Below are 22,538 nucleotides of genomic sequence, written 5' to 3' on the forward strand. Positions count from 1 at the left end.
TGTTGTGAAAAACAATACAGTTTAATATCCCAACATCGTTAACAATAGTTTATGGCAGAAGTTATCCCTTATAGTTTATTTACTGATTTTGATATCAATTTATTTAAATCCGGCAAGCATTATCGCCTCTACGAAAAGTTTGGTTCTCATATTACAACCATAGACGGAGTAGAGGGTGTTTATTTTGCAGTTTGGGCGCCAAGTGCAAAAATGGTTTCTGTAATAGGGGATTTTAATTTTTGGACCGAAGGAGAGCATAAATTGAATGTTCGATGGGATTCTAGTGGTATTTGGGAGGGCTTTATTCCAGGTGCAGGTAAGGGTAGTGTATACAAATACAAAATTTTAAGTAGTATAAATGATTTAAAAACTGAAAAAGCAGATCCTTATGCTAGGCGTGCAGAGCATAACCCAAAAACAGCTTCAATTGTTTGGGATGATACTTATAAGTGGAAGGATGAAAAATGGATGAAAAAACGTAAAAAGCATAATGCTTTAGATGCTCCATATTCTGTTTACGAAGTACATTTAGGCTCTTGGAAACGAAAAGTTGAAGAAAACCGTTTTATGTCTTATACAGAAATGGCTGATGAATTAGTCAAGTATGTAAAGGACATGAATTTTACACATGTAGAGTTAATGCCAATTATGGAATTTCCTTATGACCCTTCTTGGGGTTATCAAGTAACTGGTTATTTTGCTCCTACTTCTCGATTTGGTTATCCTGAAGAATTTAAATTATTAGTTGATAAATTACACCAAAACGATATTGGAATTATTCTAGATTGGGTACCATCACATTTCCCCGAAGATGTACATGGACTTGGCTTTTTTGATGGTTCCGCACTTTATGAACATCCAGATAAACGCAAAGGTTATCACCAGGACTGGAAGAGCTTAATTTTTAATTACGGACGCAACGAAGTAAAATCATTTTTAATTAGTAATGCCATATTTTGGTTAGATCAGTTTCATGCAGATGGATTACGCGTAGATGCAGTGGCTTCAATGCTATTTTTAGACTACAGTAGAGAAGATGGCGAATGGGAACCAAATATGTTTGGTGGAAGAGAAAACCTTGAGGCTATGTCATTTTTAAGGGAAATGAATGAAGCTGTGTATTTAGCATTTCCAGATGTACAAACTATTGCCGAAGAATCTACAGCTTTTCCAATGGTATCAAAACCTACAGATATCGGTGGTTTAGGGTTTGGAATGAAGTGGATGATGGGTTGGATGCATGATACTTTAGATTATTTTAAAAAAGAACCAATATATAGACAATATCACCAAAACGATTTAACATTCTCAATGACATACGCATTTACAGAGAATTTTATGCTTCCTTTAAGTCATGATGAAGTGGTTTATGGCAAATGCTCCATTTTAGGAAGAATGCCTGGTGATGAGTGGCAGCGATTTGCAAATTTAAGATTGCTTTACAGCTACATGTTTACACACCCAGGAACTAACATACTATTTCAAGGTAGTGAATTTGGGCAAAGTGAAGAATGGAATTTTCAAGCTAGTTTAGATTGGCATTTATTACAATACGAGCCACATAAAGGTATACAGGCTTTGGTTAAAGATTTAAATACGCTTTATAAAAATGAGCCTGCTTTATACCAAAAGCAATTTTCTGGTGAAGGTTTTGAATGGATTGATTATGGTGATTCACAAAATTCAGTTTTCACTTATATTCGAAAAGGTGAGAATAAGAAAGATGATATTTTAGTGGCTTGTAATATGACACCAAATCCACAGAAAAATTATAAAATAGGAACTCCAAGAAAAGGTAAGCTAAAAGAAATTTTTAATAGCGATTCAAAAAAATACTTTGGAACAGGTAACTATAAAAATAAAACTAAATCAACTAAGGCTAAGCCTTGGAATTACAGGGATAATTCTTTAGATATCATTATTCCTCCATTAGGTATGGTTGCTTTTAAATATTCTGAATAATTAGTAAGCAAATTTATTAATCCCATTATTTCTAATGAATAAGGTAACAAAAGGTGCTTTTTTAAAATATGGCATACCTTGTCTTGCTGTAATCCTTATTATTATACAAATAATTTTGGTAAATACGCATCAACTCAGCAAATGGAAGGGTGGAGGTTATGGAATGTATACTGAAATTCATTATTATTATAATCAAATATACATCCCAGGTTTAACTGTAGATTCTTTAATTACCAATAACCAAGATATGAGAGCTACTCTTGGTCGATTAAAATTAATGCCTAATAAAAATAATCTTAATAAGGCAGCAAGACTTGTTCTTAAATCTACTGAGAGAGATAGTGTTCATATTCAAATATGGAAACCAATTGTAAATTCTCAAAATGGTGAATATTCTAGATATTTAGTCAGTGAAATTTATTTAAAAAAATCTGAATTGTGAATTATTGGTCAGCTATAGAAAATAAATTGAAAGACCATATCGAGACAGCCATACAACTGCTGCTCATAATACTTAGTGTATACATATTTTTCACGGCAGAAGACCACCGAATTTGGAAAGTCCCTATACTTTTTTTAGGCTTAATAAGTTGGTTTTTCTTTCATAAAAAAACAAAGCATCCTATTATTTGGATTTTACTCTTTTTACTTCTGATTTTTGACCTTAGTCATTCATATTTCTGGCTAGCAAATCATCATTTTATGCTAATGTTTTTGGTGTTAATAGTGATCTCTTATAGTTATCATAGACAAAGTGAGGTTCTTTTAAAAAATGTGCAACTTCTTTTAGCTTTTGTGATACTGGCTTCAGTCATTCAAAAAATTACCTCCAGTCAGTTTATGAGTGGTAACTTTAATTACTACATGATTAACAGGGGAACACTATTTGGTAATTTTCTAAATTTTTTTCCAGAAAATCATGAGATAGCAAAAAGAAATGTAGAAAGTTTCATAGCTTTAAATGCTACTGACCCAAATTTACACCAAAGTATTATCATTAAGAATGTTAATCCAAATGTGAGATTAATAAGTATTATTTTGGTTTGGGGAACTATTATATTAGAATCAATAGTAGCGTTTGCCATATTATGGAAGCCAAAGAGCACATGGACTCATGTTTTTTTTACAACAATGATTGTTGGGATACTTATAACAAGGCTTGAAACTGGGTTTATGGCATTGTTAGCTATTTGTGGTATATTTTTATGTAGAAATCTTAAATTAAGATTATTTAATGTATTAGTTGTACTTGGTTGTGCGGCATTAATAATTACTAAATACGGATATCACTAATAGTTATAAAAGTATATATTATAAATGCATTATTGGTAAAAATAACCCTTAAAATTCTTATAATCGTAAAATCGGAACCCGAAAACGATATAGTTAATAACAATACTTAATAAGCGCTCTCCACCCTTTTATTTATTGGATTTTTTCCGTTTTTTTGTAGTTGATTCTTTTGATAGAAAGCTAACATATGATAGTAAATACAGAACTTGAAAATAAAGGAAATTTATTCCCTTTAAATATTATAGATTTTAAAAAAGATGTTGATAAGCTATACTTTACTGCAATTAACGATGTTATACTAGAGTTAACAGTTGTTAGAGATAGTTTACTTCGTTTTAGATATACTACAGTAGGCAACTTTAATAACGATTTTTCTTATGCCATAACTAAATATGCGAGTATTGGTTATAATAAATTAGAGATTACCGAAAATGAAAAGTGTTACGAAGTTGTTACTTCAAAATTGCGTTGCGAAATTTCTAAAGATGATATGAGAGTATCCATCTATGATGTTGTAGATGGAACATTAATAAATCAAGATGAAAGTGGTTTTCATTGGGAAGAAAGTTATGAATATGGTGGTAACATCGTAAAAATGAGTAAAGTTTCTAATGATGGAGAAAGTTATTATGGTCTTGGTGATAAACCAAACCATTTAAACTTAAAAGGAAAACGTTACAGCAATTGGGCAACAGATTCTTATGCTTATGGTAAAGATACAGACCCTATATATAAAGCTATTCCTTTTTATACTGGTTTACACCATGGAAAAGCCTACGGTATTTTCTTTGATAATAGCTTTATGTCTTCATTCGATTTTGCCCAAGAACGAAGAAACGTTACGAGCTTTTGGGCACAAGGAGGTGAGATGAATTATTATTTCTTCTATGGGCCAAAAATGAACGATGTAGTAGAAAGTTATACAGACTTAACAGGTAAACCTCATCATTTGCCACCACTTTGGGCATTAGGATTTCACCAATGTAAATGGAGTTATTATCCAGAATCTAAAGTAAAAGAGATTACATCCACTTTTAGAAAACTTCAAATTCCATGTGATGCTATTTATTTAGATATTGATTATATGGATGGGTTTCGTTGTTTTACTTGGAATAAGGAGTACTTCCCAGATCCAAAACGAATGGTTAAGGAATTAATGGACGATGGTTTTAAAACTGTTGCCATCATTGATCCAGGAATTAAAATAGATAAAGACTATTCGGTTTTTAGAGAAGCCTTAGAAAAAGATTATTTCTGCAAACGTGCAGATGGTGATTATATGAAAGGTAAAGTTTGGCCAGGGGAATGTTATTTTCCAGATTTTACAAATCCTGAAGTAAGAGAATGGTGGTCTGGATTGTTTCAAGAATTGATAGAAGACATTGGCGTAAAAGGGGTTTGGAATGATATGAATGAGCCTGCCGTAATGGAGGTGCCTAATAAAACATTTCCAGACGATGTGCGTCACGATTACGATGGTAATCCTTGTAGTCATAGAAAGGCACATAATATTTATGGTATGCAGATGGCGCGAGCTACATACCAAGGGTTAAAAAAATATTCTTATCCAAAACGACCTTTTGTAATTACACGTTCTGCTTATTCTGGTACACAACGTTACACGTCTACTTGGACAGGAGATAACGTAGCAACATGGGAGCATTTATGGATTGCAAATATACAAGCGCAACGTATGGCAATGTCTGGATTCTCATTTGCTGGTAGTGATATTGGTGGATTTGCAGAGCAACCACAAGGAGAATTATTTACACGTTGGATTCAACTTGGAATTTTTCATCCGTTTTTTAGAGTGCATTCTTCTGGTGACCATGGTGATCAAGAACCTTGGGCTTTTGATGAAGATGTCACAGATATAGTGAGAAAATTTATTGAAATACGATACCAATTATTACCTTATTTATATACCTCATTTTGGAACTATGTTGAAAACGGAACTCCGTTACTAAAATCACTTGTTTTATATGATCAGGCAGATGTGCAGACACATTATAGAACAGATGAATTTGTTTTTGGACAACAAATTTTAGCTTGTCCCGTATTAGAACCAAATGCTAAAGGAAGACGTATGTATATTCCTAAAGGTAAATGGTATAATTTCTGGTCAGATGAAATTGTTAAAGGAGGAAAGGAAATGTGGGTGGATGCAGATATCGATAGCATGCCAATTTTTATAAAAGAAGGAGCCATAATTCCTAAATATCCTATTCAGCAATACGTTGGGGAAAAAGAAATAACAGAAATTTCACTAGATGTTTACTACAAAAAAGGTAAAGAAAACAGTCAATTGTTTAGTGATGCTAATGATGGTTTCGATTACACTAAAGGACGTTATAGTTTAAGAAACTTTACACTTACAGGTAGAGATAATGAGTTAATCATTAATCAGCATAAAGAAGGTAAATTTATTACGCCATATAATACCTTCAAGGTACAGATTCACGGTTTACCATTTGAGATTTATGAAATTCAAATAGATAATGAAACGATTTCTTTAGAGCATTTAAAATCAAATGGTACAAGCTCTTTTGTTGTAGATAAGAACTTTTCTGAGTTACATATCTTAGGAAAAAAGGAATAATGATAGTGACCTATTCTTTGTTTAGGTGTCTAATAAATGCAAATTGATTTTTGTATTTTAGTAACTATTATAAAACCATTAGCTATGAATTTGAAAAAAATATTATTAAACCTTGGAGTTTTAGCCATTATTGTTTCTTGTGCTACAAATCCATTTACAGGTAAAAAAACCTTAGCATTTGTAAGTAACGATCAATTATTTCCATCTGCTTTTGCGCAATATAATCAGGTATTAACTGAAAATAAAGTTGTTACAGGTACAGCAGATGCTAATATGATTACTCGTGTTGGTCAACGTATTGCTGTAGCTGCAGAACGTTATTTAAACGCAAATGGTTTTCAAGGATATTTAGATGATTATAAATGGGAATATACTTTAATAGAGTCCGAACAAGTAAATGCGTGGTGTATGCCAGGTGGTAAAATCGCATTTTACACTGGGATTTTGCCTATAGCTGCAAACGAAACAGGTGTTGCAGCAATTATGGGTCACGAAGTTGCGCATGCTTTGGCTAATCATGGTCAGCAACGTATGAGTGCAGCTTATTTACAGCAAGGATTAGCCGTAGCAGGTAATATTGCTTTAGCTAAAGACGAACAAGCACTAGGAATTTTTAACCAATCTTATGGTATTGTTTCTAATGTAGCAGGAATGTTACCTTTTAGCAGAAGCCATGAAACTGAAGCAGATAAAATAGGTATCTATTTAATGGCAATAGCAGGTTACAATCCAAGTGAAGCATCTGTACTTTGGGAGCGAATGAAAGCGAATAGTGGAGGACAAGCACCACCAGAATTTTTAAGTACACACCCAAGTAATGATTCTAGGATACAAAACTTAAAAGCTTTAGCACCAAAAGCTGTAGCTGAGGCTAAGAAATTTGGCATTACAAGTTTTAGACCAATAAATTAATATAGAGTTTATAAATATTTAATTACTTTAGAAGCTGCTCAATAAGAGCAGCTTTTTTTATTTTAATATTTATGGGAGAACTTAAAAAGGGAAGTAAAAAGCTTCTTAATGCTTGGGCATTTTACGATTGGGCAAATTCGGTGTATACACTAACAATCGCATCTTCAATATTTCCAATATTTTACTCCGCACTTTTTTTAGGGCAAACTGAAAAAACAGTAGTGGCTTTTGGGATGGTTTTTAAAAGTACAGCATTAATTACCTATGTTACGGCGTTTACATTTTTGGTGGTAGCTTTTACATCTCCAATTTTATCGGGTATTGCAGATTATGTTGGTAATAAAAAGAATTTTATGAAGTTCTTTTGCTATGTCGGTGGTGCTGGTTGCATTGGGTTGTATTGGTTTAGTATTGATAATATTCATATTAGTCTTCTTTTCTATTTTATGGGATTAATTGGGTATTGGGGAAGCTTAGTGTTTTATAATTCGTATTTGCCAGATATTGCTTACCCAGAGCAACAAGATAGCATAAGTGCTAAAGGGTTTAGTATGGGCTATATAGGTAGCGTTATACTATTATTGATAAACTTGGCTATGGTAATGAAACCAGATTGGTTTGGTTTTGATATTAGTATCTCTAAATCTTTAATGGAAACTGGGACTGAAGCTCAAATTGCCGACGCATTGCAAAAAGCAAAAGATAGTGCTTCATTCGAAGCTATGAAGATTTCATTTATTACAGTTGGTCTGTGGTGGATTCTATTTAGTCAATACACATTTTACGTGCTTCCTAAAGGCGTTTCAAAAGGACATAAAGTCACAAAAGATGTGGTATTCAATGGCCTAAAAGAATTAAAACAAGTTTGGGCACAATTAAAACAAAACTTACGTTTAAAGCGTTATCTCGCTGCATTTTTTGTATTTAGTATGGCCGTACAAACTATTATGTTGGTTGCGGTATATTTTGGTGAAGAAGAAATTGCTTGGGGAGGTTCTGATGCTAAAACGCAAGGACTTATAGTCAGCAATTAGTTATACAGTTAGTAGCTATTCTTGGGGCTATTTTAACCTCTAGAGCATCATCTAAATTTGGTAATGTTAAAACACTTATTGTGGTTAATTTTATTTGGATGGCCTTATGTTTCTATGCTTATTTTATGGAAACACCAATGCAATTTTATATTGCTGCTTCATTAGTTGGTCTGGTAATGGGAGGTGTACAGTCTTTAGCGAGATCGACTTATTCTAAGTTTTTACCAGAGACTGAGGATACAACATCTTACTTCAGTTTTTATGATGTTGCGGAAAAAATAGGTATCGTTATAGGTATGGTAATTTTTGCTACTATAGACCAAATTACAGGTAGTATGAGAAATGCCATTTTATTTTTAGTCATATTCTTCCTTGGGGGAATTTTTCTACTCTTTAGAGTTCCTAAAGAGGAATTATAAAATAATCCGTATTTTTATCATGCTATGATTAAGAAAATATTTGGACTAAGTTCATTTATAATCTTGTTACTTTTTATTAATTGTGATAATGAACCTTACGAGGGAGAGATTGTAAATGAAGACAATGCATGTACTAATGCAATAAGAGCAGCAAGTGAGGCTGGTGCTAATTACTTACTTGTAACTGCTGCCGACGAAGAACATAATCTTTTATGTCAAATTTATAGAGATGCTCTAGAGGATCAGATTGAGATTTGTGGAGATGAAACAGGTGATTTACAAGAGATAGTAGATTTTTTAGGTGATTGTACTACCGTTTTTGATAATCCATGTGCTAATGCACAAAATGCCACAGATATTGCTTTCCAAGAGTTTTTAAATGCTCCAACTTTAGATTATGAAGTGACTTGTTTGGCATATGTTGCAGCTATTGAAAATCAAATTGCTATTTGCGGAGACGATGGCTCTTTACAAGCATTAATTGAAGATTTAGGTGATTGCCAACCATTTGTGTTTGATATTACAGGAAACTGGAAATTAATAGCAATGAACTCTAATATTGGTAGAGATCTAGATAACGATGGTGTAGTGACTAGTGATTATTTTCAAGAAATAAACTGTTACACAGAAGAAGCTATTGACTTTTTTCCTAATGGAACGGGTACTTTTTATTTTAGGTCTTATGCGGTGGTTGAAATATCGGCATCTAATGATAATTTTGATAATATAGATTATGCTATTGATTGTATAGAAGAAAGTGTAGATGTGCAATTTACATGGGTGCAAATAGGGCTTAATTCTATTGTGGTAACTTTAACCGAAGATGGTACAGTATTAAATTTCTTTAGAAATGCTGACCATATTTTTATAGCTAGAAGAGATGATTTCGTTGCCACAAGTGTAAGTCCTGGTGTCGATTCTGTAGTACAGGATATTATTTATGAATATACGCAGTTGTAAAGTCTAAGTGCTTTAATTATTACAATAAAAAAAGGATAAGCAAAGCTCATCCTTTTTTTTCAATTTTTGGTTGAGTTAAATAATTTAATTACTAACACTACCTGAGCCAGTAACCTTAGAATCTTTATTTGTTGGTTTACCAGAATAAGTTATATCTCCAGAGCCTGTAACTCTCGCTGTTAATTCACCATTACAAACTACGTTAATATCGCCAGAACCTGTGACTTTTGCAGTAACATTAGTACTTTCTAAACTTCTACCCTCAAAATCTCCAGATCCAGTTACTTTAGTCGATAAGTTATTAGCAGACCCTTTTAATTCAATATCTCCAGAGCCAGAAATGCTACTTTCTATACGTTCTGCTGTTACATTTAAGTTAATATCTCCAGAACCAGCTAATGATACTCTAAATGCCTCTGCTTTAATTGTGCCAGAGTTTTCTACATCTCCAGAACCAGCTAACGAAACAGAATTGATAGATTCGTAAGGAACAGTTATGACTATGGTTTGGCTAGGTTTTAAATTCACACCTTTTTTTACTTTAACTACAAGCTGATTATCTTTTACTTCTGTGATAATATACTCCATTAGGTTAGAATCTCCTTTAATAGTAATCTCTCCTTCTGTACCTTGTACTAATTTAAAGTCCATTGGTCCTGCAGCTTTAATACCTTCATAAGAACTTGTAGATCTTGTTGCAGTTGTGATATTGTTATCACCTTTAATTTTCTTACCATTTCCCCATTGTGCACAAGACAGTGTTGTACTTAAAAGAAAAACGAATACTGTAATTGATTTTAATACTTTCATGATTTGTTGATTTTTGTTGATTGATTTATTTATTGTTTTTTGAAGCTAACGCTTCCATGTTTAGAGTTTATTTTAACCATATTTCCAGAGTCTTTGGTTCCATAATAACCTTTGTAATTCTTAGTTGTGTGGTTTGTTTCTTTATTTATAAAATTAAAGCCTTCAGAATCTCTTAATGATCCATGTTGAAAATCTAAATCGAAATTAAAATTAAAAGCGGCATCAAAACCTATAGTACTACTAGTAAACTGCGAATTAATTATAATAGAATTTGCTTTAGCTGCAATACGATTTATTTTTAATGAACCATGATTGGCATTAATTTCAAGATCTTTAAAAATAGTGCCGACTCTTATTGTTAAGTGATTACCTTTTCCTTCTAAATTATTAACATTATCCACCTTTATAGAACCGAAGTTACAATTGTAATCTACATGTTCTGCATATTCTAAGGTAGAACTTGTGTGATTGGCTTTAATATCTATTTGTTCAGTTTTTGCGATTGTATAACCACTATGATTAGCTGATATTTTACCTTCCTTAATATACTCAAAATAACTATTTTTTGTATGATTAAAATTAATTACGTTGTTATTTGATAATAATTCTTTAGTTGTAATTTTACCATGGTCGCATCTAATTTTACTTGAGCCTTTTAATTTATCTAAAGTAATAGATCCAAATTTATTGCTTAAATCTACATTATTGGTCATTGGCATTTTTATAACATAGTTAATTTCCATTTTTAAACTTGCCTTTTTTCCCCAATTCCACCAATTTTTTTCGTTTTTCCCTATTTCAGTTACAGCATATACTAAGCTGTTAGAAGACGAAAAATCTACATCAATTCTATCGAGACGATCTTGTACTTTATCAGCGTTATTACCAGTTACTTTAATAGTGATGTCAAACTCTATTCTGTTTTCATTCCAAGTGATAATATTTATGTTTCCAAAACTATTATTCACTTTTAAGGTTGCATTAGAAGAGACATTAAATGATTTTTTAATGGTTCTTTCTTTAGTCGTTTTAGCAGTTTCTATTTCTGTGCTTGCCAATACAATAAAAGGCATTAACAAAAGTAATAGAGCTAATCTAAATTGTATTTTTAGGTTCATCTGTGTTGATTTTTAGTTCTTTTATAGTTTCTATTTCTTCGAGAATAGCATTTAAAATATCTATTCTATCTTGAAAGTTTGAAATCATCGCATAAATAACTCGCTGATCCTCTCCGCTTTCAGTTAAATCTGTTTTTAAATTTTGGTATTCGTTTTCTAATGATTGAATTTGTTTTAAAGCATCATTAATAATTTGCTCTGTTAATGGCGATCGTTCACTATTAAGTTTTTTTAATTCATTATTAATGGTCGCAGTGAAAAAATCTTGTGTTTCAGACATTTCTGGAGACACACTTGCTAAATCCATAGCTTCAGGTTTGTTTTGTAATGTTATAAATACACTAAAACAAATCACCAAAGAAGCAGCGATGGCTAAAAATGGTTTCCAGTTAAAACCAGAAGTTTTGTTAGGTTTATTTGAAGCCAAATCATTTATTTTCAGCTTATCTAAAAACCGAAGCTCATGATCTTTATTAGGTTCGTTTATATCAAATTCACCTTTTAAACCTTCAAATAAATCATCTATAGTATCTTTTTCCATAGTACTTTTATTAAGCAGTTTGCATTAACTTTTTTCGTAAACTTTCTTTTGCTCTAGAAATTAATGTTCTACAATTTGCATAAGAAATATTCATAATTTCACAAATTTCTTCATAATCATAACCTTCAATAAGATGTAACGATAGCCCTAAATTGTAGTTAGGTTTTAATGTTTTCATTACACTCATTATTTGTTTTACTTTTTCATTGTTATGATTACTTTCGTCTATGCCTTGGTCGTCTTCAACTTTATAAAGTACATCATCTAATGGTACTTCATTATGTTTAGCAGTTTTGTTGTAATGCGCAATACTATTATTTACAACAATACGTTTTAACCATGCACCAAATAATTTGGTGTCTTCTAAGGTTTTTAACTTGGTAAATGCCGTTAAAAATGACTCTTGCATAATGTCTTCAGCTTTAAAAGAATCTTTTACAATTCTTATAGCTGTGTTATACATTGCTTTGTTATACCTGTTATAAACCTCTAGTTGTGCACGTTGGTTTCCAGATTGACAATGCAATAGTAACTGTTCGATATTTTGATTGGTTGATGTCAAAAAAACAATTGCTTTGGTATAAAGATGAAGACTTTCATTAAGTGTTACAGTTTAGCAGAAAAAACTTTTATTATTTATAAAGGTAATGGCATAAGAATTGAAATTATACTAGTGTGAATAACTTTGAATATCTTATAACTAGCTGGTATTCAATATAAAGTTAATTATTAATACATTTAAACAAATGCAATTCTGAAATTTAAAATGACAGAATGGCTTAAATATACTATGGGAAAATCAAATTTTATAAACCTTGACAGTTTGTCATTTCAGGATTTTGATGAGAATTCAGAATTAATTCCGTTAATGACTCCAGAAGATGAAGAGTTGATTAATAGTGAGTCTTTACCAGAATCTTTACCAATTTTACCTTTGCGTAATACGGTTTTGTTTCCTGGTGTTGTAATTCCGATTACTGCAGGTAGAGATGCATCAATTAAACTTATAAATGATGCAAATAAGGGAGGTAAAGTAGTAGGTGTTGTATCTCAAAAAGACGAATCTGTAGAAAATCCAACAGCTAAGGATATCTATAAAACTGGTACAGTTGCAAGAATTCTTAAGGTGCTAAAAATGCCAGATGGAAATACAACTGTGGTAATTCAGGGTAAAAAGCGTTTTCAAATCAATAAAGTGATTTCAGAAAAACCGTATTTAACGGCTACTATTTCTGATATACCTGAAGCTAAACCAGCTGCAGACAATGAGGAATTTAAAGCAATTATAGATTCTATAAAAGATTTGTCTCTAGACATTATAAAGGAGAGTCCTAATATTCCATCTGAAGCCTCTTTTGCGATTAAGAACATTGAAAGTAATTCGTTTTTAATCAATTTTGTGTCTTCAAACATGAACCTTAAGGTTGAAGAAAAACAAGAACTTTTAAAGATTAATGACTTAAAGGAACGTGCACTGCAAACCTTAAAGTATATGAATCTCGAATATCAAAAACTAGAACTTAAAAATGATATTCAGAATAAGGTTCAAAGTGATATGAACCAACAGCAACGAGAGTATTTCTTGCATCAACAGATGAAAACTATTCAAGAAGAATTGGGTGGTGGAGTGTCTTCTGGTGAAGAGATTGAAGAGATGAAAGCTCGTGCTAAAGACAAAAAATGGGACGAAAAAGTAAAAGCTCATTTCGATAAAGAATTATCAAAAATGCAGCGCATGAATCCGCAGGTTGCAGAGTACTCTATTCAACGTAATTATCTAGACTTGTTTTTAGATTTACCTTGGAATGAGTTTACTAAAGATAAATTCGATTTAAAACGCGCCATGAAAATCTTAGATCGCGACCATTTTGGTTTAGATGATGTTAAGAAACGAATCATAGAATATTTAGCGGTTTTAAAACTTCGAAATGATATGAAATCGCCAATATTATGTCTGTATGGACCTCCAGGTGTTGGTAAAACATCATTAGGAAAATCTATTGCAGAGGCTTTAGGCAGAGAATATGTAAGAATATCATTGGGTGGTTTACGAGACGAATCTGAAATTAGAGGACACAGAAAGACCTACATTGGTGCTATGCCAGGTAGAATTATTCAGAGTTTAAAAAAAGCGCAAACGTCTAATCCTGTTTTTGTTTTAGATGAAATTGATAAGCTTTCTACAGGAAATCAAGGTGACCCGTCTTCTGCCATGTTAGAAGTGTTAGATCCTGAGCAAAACTCAGAGTTTTATGATAACTTCTTAGAAATGGGGTATGATTTATCTAAGGTGATGTTTGTAGCTACTGCAAATAGCTTAAATACTATACAGCCAGCATTAAGAGACCGTATGGAAATTATTAATGTTACTGGTTATACCATTGAAGAAAAAGTTGAAATAGCGAAACGTCATTTATTACCAAAGCAGTTAAAAGAACATGGTTTAGATAATTCGCACTTAAAAATAGGGAAGGCGCAACTCGAAAAAATTGTTGAAGGTTATACAAGAGAATCTGGTGTTAGAGGTCTTGAAAAGCAAATAGCAAAAACTGTAAGATATGCAGCTAAGAATATTGCTATGGAAGAAGATTATAACATCAAAATTTCTAATGATGATATTATTGAAATCTTAGGTAGTCCTAGATTAGAGCGCGATAAGTACGAAAACAATAATGTTGCAGGAGTAGTAACTGGTTTAGCATGGACTAGAGTAGGAGGCGATATCCTGTTTATAGAATCCATTTTATCTAAAGGAAAAGGTACCTTAAGCATTACAGGTAACTTAGGTAAAGTAATGAAGGAGTCTGCAACTATTGCTATGGAGTATATTAAAGCAAATGCGGATGAATTTGGAATTAATCCAGAAGTGTTTGATAAGTACAATGTGCATATTCACGTACCAGAAGGAGCAACTCCAAAAGATGGACCAAGTGCAGGTGTAACCATGTTAACATCTTTAGTATCTTTGTTTACACAGCGTAAAGTTAAAAAAAGCATAGCAATGACAGGCGAGATAACTTTACGAGGTAAAGTGTTACCTGTTGGTGGTATTAAAGAAAAAATATTAGCTGCAAAGCGTGCAAGAATAAAAGAAATCTTATTGTGTGAAGATAATAAGAGAGATATTGAAGAAATAAAACCCGAATACTTAAAAGGACTTACTTTTCATTATGTTACGGATATGAGTGATGTATTAAAGCTCGCGTTAACAAATCAAAAAGTAAAAAATGCAAAAAAACTGTAAGTTAATAGCATCTATTGTTGTAGTGTTGCTATCTGGTTTACTTACTTATGCTCAAGAAGTTGAATATAAGGATGTAATTTTAGATGGTAAACCAGCCAAATTAAATGTGGCAACAGGTAAAATTACCCTTGTTTCTGAATTAGAAAATAAAGTCGTTAAGGCTAAAAAGGATTCTGTCAAAGTAAAAATACCAGTTATAGTAACCGATAAGAGTATTATTGGTGCTTCAAACGCTTCAGCAGATAAGCTTAATACTGAAACTTCAGGTTTTTATGTTGTAAAAGAAGGTGAAACTTTATTTGATATATCTAAGAAATATAATGTTTCATTAACAGAATTAAAACGTATTAACAATTTAGAAACTACCTTAATCAATAAAGGTCAAAAGCTTCGTATTAGAGATTTTGATTCTGACGAAAGTTCTGTTGAAAATACTGTTTCTTATAATAATGCAAACTTTCACATTGTAGAAAAAGGAGAGACCTTGTATAGCTTAGCTAAACGCTATAGTCTTAGTGTCAATGAATTAAAAAGTAGAAATAGTTTAAATACTAACCTCATAAAAGTTGGGCAAAAGCTTCGTGTTAAAAAACTTATCACTAATGATGGTGATCCTCATAACTGGGTATGGATAGTTGAAAAAGGAGATACTTTATTTAGTATTGCTAAAAAAAGTAGAGTATCTATAGCTACAATTAAACAACTAAATGGTTTAACTAGTAATAACATAATGATTGGTCAAATACTTCGGTTAAAATAGAAAACACTAACACTCAAAAAATAAAAAAATCATATCATCGTTTAAAGATAGATTTAGTTATTTTGCAAAATCTATGATAAAGAGGATTTCCAGCTTACTTTTTTTAGTGTTGGCACTACCATTGTTTGCACAATTGGGTGGAGAATCTACTTATCAGTTTCTCAATTTAGTATCCTCACCAAGGCAAGCTGCCTTAGGTGGAAAAATTATCACCAATTTCGATCATGATGTTACTGAAGCTTTGTATAATCCAGCTTCAATTAATTATCAAATGAGTAATCAGTTGGCAGTTAATATTTCTAACTATTTAGGTGGTATAACTTACGGTAGCGCAGCCTATGCTTATACTTGGGATAGACATGTACAAACGTTCCATTTTGGCGTCACTTATATTAATTACGGCTCTTTTGATGGGTATGATGTTAATGGAAATTCTACAGGCACGTTTAATGGTAATGAAGCTGCGATATCTGCTGGCTATAATTATAACATTCCGTTTACTGATTTTTATATTGGAGCTAACGTAAAAATTATAACGTCTGCGCTAGAACAATATAACTCTATTGGTGGAGCATTAGATTTTGGTGCTATGTATATTAATGAAGATTTAGATTTTCATGCCGCACTAACGGTTAGAAATTTAGGGACACAGTTTACAACTTATGCTGGGCAAAATGAACCATTACCTTTTGAGGTTAATTTTGGTATGTCTCAAACACTTGAGAACGTTCCATTACGTTGGCATTTAACGCTAGAAAATCTACAAAAATGGCCAATTGGAGTGTCTAATCCTGCGAGAGCAACCACAGATTTAGATGGAAATCAAACACAAGAGAAAGTTGGTTTTTTTAATAAAGGGTTGCGACATTTAATTTTAGGAGCAGAACTTTGGCCAGAAAGAGGATTTAATTTAAGATTTGGTTATAACTTTAGACGAGCAGAAGAATTAAGAATTGTAGACCAAAGAAATTTTTCTGGACTATCATTCGGAATAGGAATTAAATTAAATAAAATGCGCTTCAGTTATACGCATGCCAGATACACAAGTGCATCAAGCACTAGTTTTTTTGGTCTTCAAATAGATTTAGATGGGAGAAGAAGATAATATATATATGAATAAAATTGTCATTGCTATAGACGGATTTTCATCCACAGGAAAAAGTACAATTGCTAAAAAAATAGCAAAGCAACTCAACTATATTTATGTAGATACTGGTGCTATGTACAGAGCAGTCACTTATTTCGCTTTAGAAAACAACTTTATTGGTGACGGTTTTTTTTATTCAGAAAAATTAATTGAACAATTAGATAAAATTTCTATCAATTTTAAGTTTAATGATATTAAGGGCTTTGCAGAAGTTTATCTTAATGGTAAAAATATTGAGTCTGATATTAGAACGCTTAGAGTGTCTCAGTTTGTTAGTCCGGTTGCAACTTTATCTGAAGTTAGACGTAAGTTGGTAGAACAACAGCAACTTATGGGAAAAGATAAAGGGATGGTAATGGATGGAAGAGATATAGGAACTGTTGTTTTTCCAGATGCAGAATTAAAAATATTTATGACAGCTTCAGCCGAAACTAGAGCTAAGCGTCGTTATAAAGAGTTGTTAGAACGAGGTCATAACTTAAGTTATGAAGATGTTTTAGAAAATGTAACAACTAGAGATCGTATAGATTCTACGCGAGAAGATTCTCCTTTAGTAAAAGCAGAAGATGCTATAGAAATAGATAATTCAGATTTAACTATAGAAGAACAACTCGATACGATTTTGGATCTAGCGAGTCATAGTATAGCTAAATAAAAAAGCGACTTATTCGGTTACTGAGCGTAGTCGAAGTAAAGTCGCCTTTTGTAAGTTTTTATCTTCCTATTAAAGATTAGGAATAATTAATTCTTGATCTGGATGAATCATATCAGGATTCTTTAAGATATCAGAATTTGCAGCAAAAATTTCTTTGTATTTCATTGCATCTCCGTAATAGTGCTTAGCAATTTTACCTAAAGTTTCACCAGAAGCTACAGTGTGTCTTGCATATACAGATTCGTCTGCAACTTTAATGTCTGCCATAATATCAGTTGGGTTATCACCACCAGCTACTTTAATAGCGTCCCATAATAAGTTCTTTTCATATTGTGTTGCAGCAGTACCTTTTACTTTAAGTACACCGTTTTCTTCACTAACATCTCCATTCTGAATGTTTAATTTCTCTCCTAAGTCTAATACGCCTTGGTATTTAGCTCTAACCATAATTGTTTAAATTTTAAGTATTAATAAGTGTTGTAAATATACCAAATTATATGCCAAGTTTTAACATTTAAAACTTCATTTTGGTATTCAATATATAAGACACTAAACCTCAAGTAAAGTCACATAATTAAATGTTTGGTTATAAGTAAAATATGTAGTATTTTTGCACACCTTTTTGGCGAGGTTTAGAAAGTAGAAAAGGAAAAAACAAATTTAATTAATAACTTCTGTAAGGTTTTCGCTAATCTTTCAAAATTTACAGAATACAAATTTTAATCAGCACAATGGCTGAAAAAAAAGCAACAAAAGCTGAGGTAGCAGTAGAAGCAACTGAAGCAGTAACAGTAGAAGCTCCTGTAGTCTCAGAAGCGCAAGCAAATCCAGAAAAATTCTTAAAAGAGTTCGATTGGCACAATTACGAAGAAGGAATTGAGCAAGTAGAGGACAAAAAATTAGAAGAATTTGAAAAATTAGTATCTGAAAATTTCGTTGACACTTTAGATGATGAGGTTGTAGAAGGTGTGGTGATTCACATTACAGATAGAGATGCTATTATCGACATTAACGCAAAATCCGAAGGTGTAATTTCTCTAAATGAGTTCCGTTACAATCCAGATTTAAAAGTTGGTGACAAAGTTGAAGTATTAATTGATGTGCGTGAAGATGCAACTGGTCAATTAGTATTATCACACAGAAAAGCTAGAGTAATCAAAGCTTGGGATCGTGTAAATAACGCACATGATACTGGTGAAATCGTTAATGGTTTTGTAAAGTGCAGAACTAAAGGTGGAATGATTGTAGATGTATTTGGTATAGAAGCTTTCTTACCAGGTTCTCAAATCGATGTGAAACCTATTAGAGATTACGATCAGTACGTAAATAAAACTATGGAATTTAAAGTTGTGAAAATCAACCACGAATTTAAAAACATAGTAGTTTCTCATAAAGCGCTTATTGAAGCTGATATTGAAGAACAAAAGAAAGAAATCATTGGTCAACTAGAAAAAGGACAAGTATTAGAAGGTATTGTAAAAAATATTACTTCTTATGGTGTGTTTATCGATTTAGGTGGTGTAGATGGTTTAGTACATATTACAGATTTATCATGGTCTCGTATCAACCATCCAAATGAGATTGTTGAGTTAGATCAAAAATTAAATGTTGTAATCCTTGATTTTGATGAAAACAAATCAAGAATCCAATTAGGTCTTAAACAATTATCTAAGCATCCTTGGGAAGCTTTAGGTGAAGATGTAAAAGTTGGAGATAAAGTAAAAGGTAAAGTCGTTGTAATCGCAGATTACGGTGCATTTGTTGAAGTAGAAGAAGGTGTTGAAGGTTTAGTTCACGTAAGTGAAATGTCTTGGTCAACGCATTTACGTTCGGCTCAAGATTTCGTATCTGTAGGAGATGAAATCGATGCTGTTATCTTAACTTTAGATAGAGAAGATCGTAAAATGTCTCTTGGTATTAAGCAATTAACACCAGATCCATGGACAGATATTACATCTAAGTACCCAGTTGGTTCTAACCATACAGGTATTGTACGTAACTTTACAAACTTTGGTGTTTTTGTAGAATTAGAAGAAGGTATCGACGGATTAATTTATATCTCAGATTTATCTTGGACTAAGAAAATTAAGCACCCATCTGAGTTCTGTAACGTAGGAGATAACTTAGACGTTGTGGTATTAGAGTTAGATGTAGAAGGACGTAAATTATCTTTAGGTCATAAACAAACTACTGAAAACCCTTGGGATAAGTACGAAACTGAATTTGCTTTAGGTACAACGCATACTGCAGCAATTACAGAAATGGTAGATAAAGGAGCAACAATTGATTTTAACGAAGATATCGTTGCCTTTGTACCAGCACGTCATTTAGAAAAAGAAGATGGTTCTAAACTTGGTAAAGGTGAAGAAGCAGAATTCAAAATCATTGAATTTAATAAAGAATTCAAACGTGTTGTTGCATCTCATACAGCAGTATTTAGAGAAGAAGAAGCTAAAATCGTTAAGAAGGCTGTTAGAAAACAGGAAGCTCAAGCGGCAGAAGCTAAACCAACTCTTGGTGATGCAAATGATGCTTTACAAGCACTTAAAGATAAAATGGACGGGAAGAAATAATTTCCTTGAATTTTTGAAATAAAAAGAAGCCTTTCATTTAGAAAGGCTTTTTTTATGCCTTAAGATTTGTTGTCTTTGAGGCTCTATGCCTTTGCGATAAAAGTTATTGCAAACCACAAATATTATCCTAACTTTGTAAACCACAATGCTTATAAGCACTATGAGTCAAAAAGTATTACTTAACTCTAAAGAAGTCAATATTATCCTTCATCGATTGGCTTGTCAACTCATTGAAAACCACGATGATTTTTCTGAAACTGTGTTAATAGGTCTTCAGCCAAGAGGTAAATTTTTAGCAGATCGTTTAGCTCAAATGTTAGCTACTGACTACAAGATTAAAAATATCCAACTAGGGCATTTAGATATTACTTTTTTTAGAGATGATTTTAGACGAGGAGACAAACCCCTAGAGGCCAATACTACCAAGATAGATTTTATAGTCGAAGATAAAAATGTGGTCTTTATTGACGATGTTTTATACACTGGTCGGAGTATAAGATCAGCGTTAACAGCCATCCAATCTTTTGGACGACCAAAAAATGTTGAATTACTCACTTTAATCGATAGACGTTTTAGTCGTCATTTACCTATACAGCCAAATTATAAAGGAAGACAAGTAGATGCCATTGATAATCAAAAAGTAAGAGTGAATTGGGTTGAAAATGGAGGAGAAGATTCGGTGTATTTAATTGATAAGTGATTAAGTTAGATTTGAAACCGAAATTAATTTCGAAATCGAATTGAAAAAACAGATAAAAAAGTGAATTGCTAAAAGCCAAAAGCTAGTAGCCAAAAGCCTATAAAGAATGAGCGAGTTAAGTGTAAATCACTTATTAGGAATAAAGTATCTTACTAAACAAGATATAGATCTTATTTTTGAAACTGCCGATCAGTTTAAAGAAGTTATTAATAGACCAATTAAAAAAGTCCCTTCACTTAGAGATATTACTATTGCCAACTTATTTTTTGAAAATTCTACCAGAACTAAATTATCTTTTGAACTTGCTGAGAAAAGACTTTCTGCAGATGTTATAAACTTTTCAGCTTCGCAATCGTCAGTAAAAAAAGGAGAAACGCTTATTGATACTGTAAATAATATCTTATCTATGAAAGTAGATATGGTAGTAATGCGTCACCCAAACCCTGGAGCTGGTGTGTTTTTATCTAAACATGTTAATGCAAGTATTATTAATGCAGGAGATGGTGCCCATGAGCACCCAACACAAGCGCTGTTAGATTCCTATTCTATTAGAGAGAAACTTGGATCTGTAAAAGGAAAAAATGTAGTTATCGTTGGTGATATATTACATAGTAGAGTAGCATTGTCTAATATATATGCATTACAATTACAAGGTGCCAATGTAATGGTTTGCGGACCAAAAACGCTTTTACCTAAATATATAAAAGAACTTGGAGTAAAAGTTGAAACCAATCTTAAAAAAGCATTAGAATGGTGCGATGTTGCTAATATGTTGCGCGTACAGAACGAGCGTATGGATATTAGTTATTTTCCATCAACAAGAGAATATACACAACAATTTGGTGTTAATAAAGAATTGTTAGATAGCTTAAATAAAGACATCATAATTATGCATCCTGGTCCAATAAACCGTGGAGTAGAAATTACAAGTGATGTCGCTGATTCTAACCAAGCCATTATCTTAAATCAAGTAGAAAATGGTGTAGCAGTTAGGATGGCTGTTATATATTTATTGGCATCAAAAATAAAACAATAAGCCATGATTATAGATAGAGATGGTAACATTACCATAATAGCCCAAGAAAAGGCATCAGTAAAGACTTTGGTTAATAATATTGAACAGGCTTACGATAAGTACAAAAACTATCATCTTATTGTAAGATTATCTAGTTTAGATAAAGTAACATTAGAGGAAATTGTAGAATTTTTGCGATTAAGTAATAACCATCGTTCAGAAAAAAAATCGTTTGTTGTCGTTTCAGAAAAAGCAAATTTAGATGAAATGCCCGACGAAATAGTAGTTGTACCTACCATACAAGAAGCATATGATATTATAGAAATGGAAGATATTGAACGCGATTTAGGGTTTTAATATGAATGACAGGTTAACTATTTATGAATATCAAATATTAGATGTTATTTATCAATTTTTATTATTTTTTTTATCGTTAGTACCTGTATTTTCTACAAAAGAATTGTTTGAAAGTGAGTTTTTAAACAACATTATTTATTACATCATTATTGTATTTTTTCTTGGTTTAATTAAATTATCAAATAGAACTTCCATACATAATGGATTTCTAATAAAAGAAATATATTCTATTTTTTTTGGAACCCTAAAAACGGTTGAAAAATTTCGTGTGTCAGAAGTTGAAGATATCTTTCTAAATCAAAATGATGAGTTATATTTTGAGATTACTGCAAAAATGAAAAATGGTAAGCAGTTTATATTCAAAAAACTACCAAATAAAAATCCTGCTTTAACGGAATTAGAACTTATAAAAGGTTATTTTAGAATTACTTAATTTTAA

At 32.0% G+C, this 22,538-nt stretch carries 20 protein-coding genes and 1 pseudogene; 16 read left to right on the forward strand and 5 right to left on the reverse strand.

What is annotated here, in order from left to right; genetic code table 11:
- Positions 1–51: 51 nt before the first annotated feature.
- From glgB to H8K90_RS15600, 7 genes and pseudogenes are all read left to right on the forward strand, one after another.
- Positions 52–1,962: a 1,4-alpha-glucan branching protein GlgB gene (gene glgB, locus H8K90_RS15570; protein WP_186846916.1), complete on the forward strand. Its 1,911-nt coding sequence runs from the start codon at positions 52–54 to the stop codon at positions 1,960–1,962.
- 34 nt (positions 1,963–1,996) lie between these two features.
- The gene (locus H8K90_RS15575; protein WP_186846917.1) at positions 1,997–2,404 is read left to right on the forward strand and encodes a hypothetical protein; all 408 of its coding nucleotides are present in this window, start codon (positions 1,997–1,999) and stop codon (positions 2,402–2,404) included.
- Complete coding sequence (locus H8K90_RS15580) at positions 2,401–3,255, forward strand: hypothetical protein (RefSeq protein ID WP_186846918.1); 855 nt, start codon at positions 2,401–2,403, stop codon at positions 3,253–3,255. The genes H8K90_RS15575 and H8K90_RS15580 overlap by 4 nt, the downstream gene beginning before the upstream one ends.
- A 187-nt stretch (positions 3,256–3,442) precedes the next feature.
- Positions 3,443–5,854, forward strand: a complete 2,412-nt coding sequence (locus H8K90_RS15585; protein WP_186846919.1) for a glycoside hydrolase family 31 protein — start codon at positions 3,443–3,445, stop codon at positions 5,852–5,854.
- A gap of 84 nt (positions 5,855–5,938) precedes the next feature.
- Positions 5,939–6,766 (forward strand): M48 family metallopeptidase, encoded by an 828-nt coding sequence (locus H8K90_RS15590; protein WP_186846920.1) that lies wholly within the window; start codon positions 5,939–5,941, stop codon positions 6,764–6,766.
- Between the two features lie 71 nt (positions 6,767–6,837).
- Positions 6,838–8,219: pseudogene (locus H8K90_RS15595) on the forward strand (MFS transporter).
- A 24-nt stretch (positions 8,220–8,243) separates the two neighbouring features.
- Complete coding sequence (locus tag H8K90_RS15600; RefSeq protein ID WP_186846921.1) at positions 8,244–9,179, forward strand: hypothetical protein; 936 nt, start codon at positions 8,244–8,246, stop codon at positions 9,177–9,179.
- Positions 9,180–9,263: 84 nt separating this feature from the next.
- Here the strand turns inward: H8K90_RS15600 and H8K90_RS15605 are convergent, their stop codons facing one another.
- The 4 genes from H8K90_RS15605 to H8K90_RS15620 are packed head-to-tail and all read right to left on the reverse strand — an operon-like array spanning position 9,264 to position 12,210.
- Positions 9,264–9,989, reverse strand: a complete 726-nt coding sequence (locus H8K90_RS15605) for a head GIN domain-containing protein (RefSeq protein ID WP_186846922.1) — start codon at positions 9,987–9,989, stop codon at positions 9,264–9,266.
- A 29-nt stretch (positions 9,990–10,018) separates the two neighbouring features.
- A complete protein-coding gene (locus tag H8K90_RS15610) occupies positions 10,019–11,107 on the reverse strand; it encodes a hypothetical protein (RefSeq protein WP_186846923.1) in 1,089 nt (362 codons plus the stop codon).
- Complete coding sequence (locus H8K90_RS15615; RefSeq protein WP_186846924.1) at positions 11,085–11,648, reverse strand: coiled-coil domain-containing protein; 564 nt, start codon at positions 11,646–11,648, stop codon at positions 11,085–11,087. Before H8K90_RS15615 ends, H8K90_RS15610 begins: the two co-directional genes overlap by 23 nt.
- A gap of 10 nt (positions 11,649–11,658) precedes the next feature.
- The gene (locus tag H8K90_RS15620; RefSeq protein ID WP_186846925.1) at positions 11,659–12,210 is read right to left on the reverse strand and encodes an RNA polymerase sigma factor; all 552 of its coding nucleotides are present in this window, start codon (positions 12,208–12,210) and stop codon (positions 11,659–11,661) included.
- A 228-nt stretch (positions 12,211–12,438) separates the two neighbouring features.
- On the opposite strand from H8K90_RS15620, the gene lon reads away from it, so the two are divergent.
- From lon to cmk, 4 genes are all read left to right on the forward strand, one after another.
- Positions 12,439–14,892 carry an endopeptidase La gene (lon, locus tag H8K90_RS15625; protein WP_186846926.1) on the forward strand — a complete coding sequence of 818 codons (2,454 nt, stop codon included), beginning with the start codon at positions 12,439–12,441 and terminating at the stop codon, positions 14,890–14,892.
- On the forward strand, positions 14,876–15,652 hold the full coding sequence (locus H8K90_RS15630) for a muramidase family protein (protein ID WP_186846927.1): 777 nt from the start codon (positions 14,876–14,878) through the stop codon (positions 15,650–15,652). The genes lon and H8K90_RS15630 overlap by 17 nt, the downstream gene beginning before the upstream one ends.
- A 73-nt stretch (positions 15,653–15,725) precedes the next feature.
- Complete coding sequence (gene porQ, locus H8K90_RS15635) at positions 15,726–16,757, forward strand: type IX secretion system protein PorQ (protein WP_186846928.1); 1,032 nt, start codon at positions 15,726–15,728, stop codon at positions 16,755–16,757.
- Positions 16,758–16,764: 7 nt separating this feature from the next.
- Positions 16,765–17,454, forward strand: a complete 690-nt coding sequence (gene cmk / locus H8K90_RS15640; RefSeq protein ID WP_186846948.1) for a (d)CMP kinase — start codon at positions 16,765–16,767, stop codon at positions 17,452–17,454.
- A gap of 69 nt (positions 17,455–17,523) precedes the next feature.
- Here the strand turns inward: cmk and H8K90_RS15645 are convergent, their stop codons facing one another.
- Complete coding sequence (locus H8K90_RS15645) at positions 17,524–17,901, reverse strand: LysM peptidoglycan-binding domain-containing protein (RefSeq protein ID WP_186846929.1); 378 nt, start codon at positions 17,899–17,901, stop codon at positions 17,524–17,526.
- 284 nt (positions 17,902–18,185) lie between these two features.
- Here H8K90_RS15645 and rpsA point away from each other — a divergent pair, with 284 nt between their 5' ends.
- The 5 genes from rpsA to H8K90_RS15670 all read left to right on the forward strand — a co-directional run bounded on the left by rpsA (position 18,186) and on the right by H8K90_RS15670 (position 22,532).
- Entirely contained in the window at positions 18,186–20,027 is a 1,842-nt protein-coding gene (rpsA, locus tag H8K90_RS15650) for a 30S ribosomal protein S1 (RefSeq protein WP_186846930.1), read from the forward strand.
- 160 nt (positions 20,028–20,187) lie between these two features.
- Complete coding sequence (gene pyrR, locus H8K90_RS15655; RefSeq protein ID WP_186846931.1) at positions 20,188–20,727, forward strand: bifunctional pyr operon transcriptional regulator/uracil phosphoribosyltransferase PyrR; 540 nt, start codon at positions 20,188–20,190, stop codon at positions 20,725–20,727.
- Positions 20,728–20,833: 106 nt separating this feature from the next.
- Positions 20,834–21,763 (forward strand): aspartate carbamoyltransferase catalytic subunit, encoded by a 930-nt coding sequence (locus H8K90_RS15660; RefSeq protein ID WP_186846932.1) that lies wholly within the window; start codon positions 20,834–20,836, stop codon positions 21,761–21,763.
- 3 nt (positions 21,764–21,766) lie between these two features.
- The gene (locus H8K90_RS15665) at positions 21,767–22,099 is read left to right on the forward strand and encodes a ribonuclease Z (RefSeq protein ID WP_186846933.1); all 333 of its coding nucleotides are present in this window, start codon (positions 21,767–21,769) and stop codon (positions 22,097–22,099) included.
- Between the two features lies 1 nt (position 22,100).
- Positions 22,101–22,532, forward strand: coding sequence for a hypothetical protein (locus tag H8K90_RS15670; RefSeq protein WP_186846934.1), 432 nt, complete (start codon positions 22,101–22,103; stop codon positions 22,530–22,532).
- The last annotated feature ends 6 nt before the right edge of the window (positions 22,533–22,538 follow it).

It is taken from the genome of Winogradskyella echinorum, from assembly GCF_014297365.1.
In the GTDB taxonomy this organism is placed as follows: Bacteria; Bacteroidota; Bacteroidia; order Flavobacteriales; family Flavobacteriaceae; genus Winogradskyella; species Winogradskyella echinorum.

Excerpts from the sequence above, each read along its gene's own strand:
- H8K90_RS15585 (WP_186846919.1), top strand. The coding sequence starts at position 3,443 with ATGATAGTAAATACAGAACTTGAAAATAAAGGAAATTTATTCCCTTTA.
- H8K90_RS15590 (WP_186846920.1), top strand. The coding sequence starts at position 5,939 with ATGAATTTGAAAAAAATATTATTAAACCTTGGAGTTTTAGCCATTATT.
- H8K90_RS15670 (WP_186846934.1), top strand. The coding sequence starts at position 22,101 with ATGAATGACAGGTTAACTATTTATGAATATCAAATATTAGATGTTATT.
- glgB (WP_186846916.1), top strand. The coding sequence starts at position 52 with ATGGCAGAAGTTATCCCTTATAGTTTATTTACTGATTTTGATATCAAT.
- porQ (WP_186846928.1), top strand. The coding sequence starts at position 15,726 with ATGATAAAGAGGATTTCCAGCTTACTTTTTTTAGTGTTGGCACTACCA.
- H8K90_RS15665 (WP_186846933.1), top strand. The coding sequence starts at position 21,767 with ATGATTATAGATAGAGATGGTAACATTACCATAATAGCCCAAGAAAAG.
- H8K90_RS15610 (WP_186846923.1), bottom strand. The coding sequence starts at position 11,107 with ATGAACCTAAAAATACAATTTAGATTAGCTCTATTACTTTTGTTAATG.
- H8K90_RS15630 (WP_186846927.1), top strand. The coding sequence starts at position 14,876 with ATGCAAAAAAACTGTAAGTTAATAGCATCTATTGTTGTAGTGTTGCTA.
- H8K90_RS15575 (WP_186846917.1), top strand. The coding sequence starts at position 1,997 with ATGAATAAGGTAACAAAAGGTGCTTTTTTAAAATATGGCATACCTTGT.
- lon (WP_186846926.1), top strand. The coding sequence starts at position 12,439 with ATGGGAAAATCAAATTTTATAAACCTTGACAGTTTGTCATTTCAGGAT.
- rpsA (WP_186846930.1), top strand. The coding sequence starts at position 18,186 with ATGGCTGAAAAAAAAGCAACAAAAGCTGAGGTAGCAGTAGAAGCAACT.
- H8K90_RS15615 (WP_186846924.1), bottom strand. The coding sequence starts at position 11,648 with ATGGAAAAAGATACTATAGATGATTTATTTGAAGGTTTAAAAGGTGAA.
- pyrR (WP_186846931.1), top strand. The coding sequence starts at position 20,188 with ATGAGTCAAAAAGTATTACTTAACTCTAAAGAAGTCAATATTATCCTT.
- H8K90_RS15600 (WP_186846921.1), top strand. The coding sequence starts at position 8,244 with ATGATTAAGAAAATATTTGGACTAAGTTCATTTATAATCTTGTTACTT.
- cmk (WP_186846948.1), top strand. The coding sequence starts at position 16,765 with ATGAATAAAATTGTCATTGCTATAGACGGATTTTCATCCACAGGAAAA.
- H8K90_RS15645 (WP_186846929.1), bottom strand. The coding sequence starts at position 17,901 with ATGGTTAGAGCTAAATACCAAGGCGTATTAGACTTAGGAGAGAAATTA.
- H8K90_RS15660 (WP_186846932.1), top strand. The coding sequence starts at position 20,834 with ATGAGCGAGTTAAGTGTAAATCACTTATTAGGAATAAAGTATCTTACT.
- H8K90_RS15605 (WP_186846922.1), bottom strand. The coding sequence starts at position 9,989 with ATGAAAGTATTAAAATCAATTACAGTATTCGTTTTTCTTTTAAGTACA.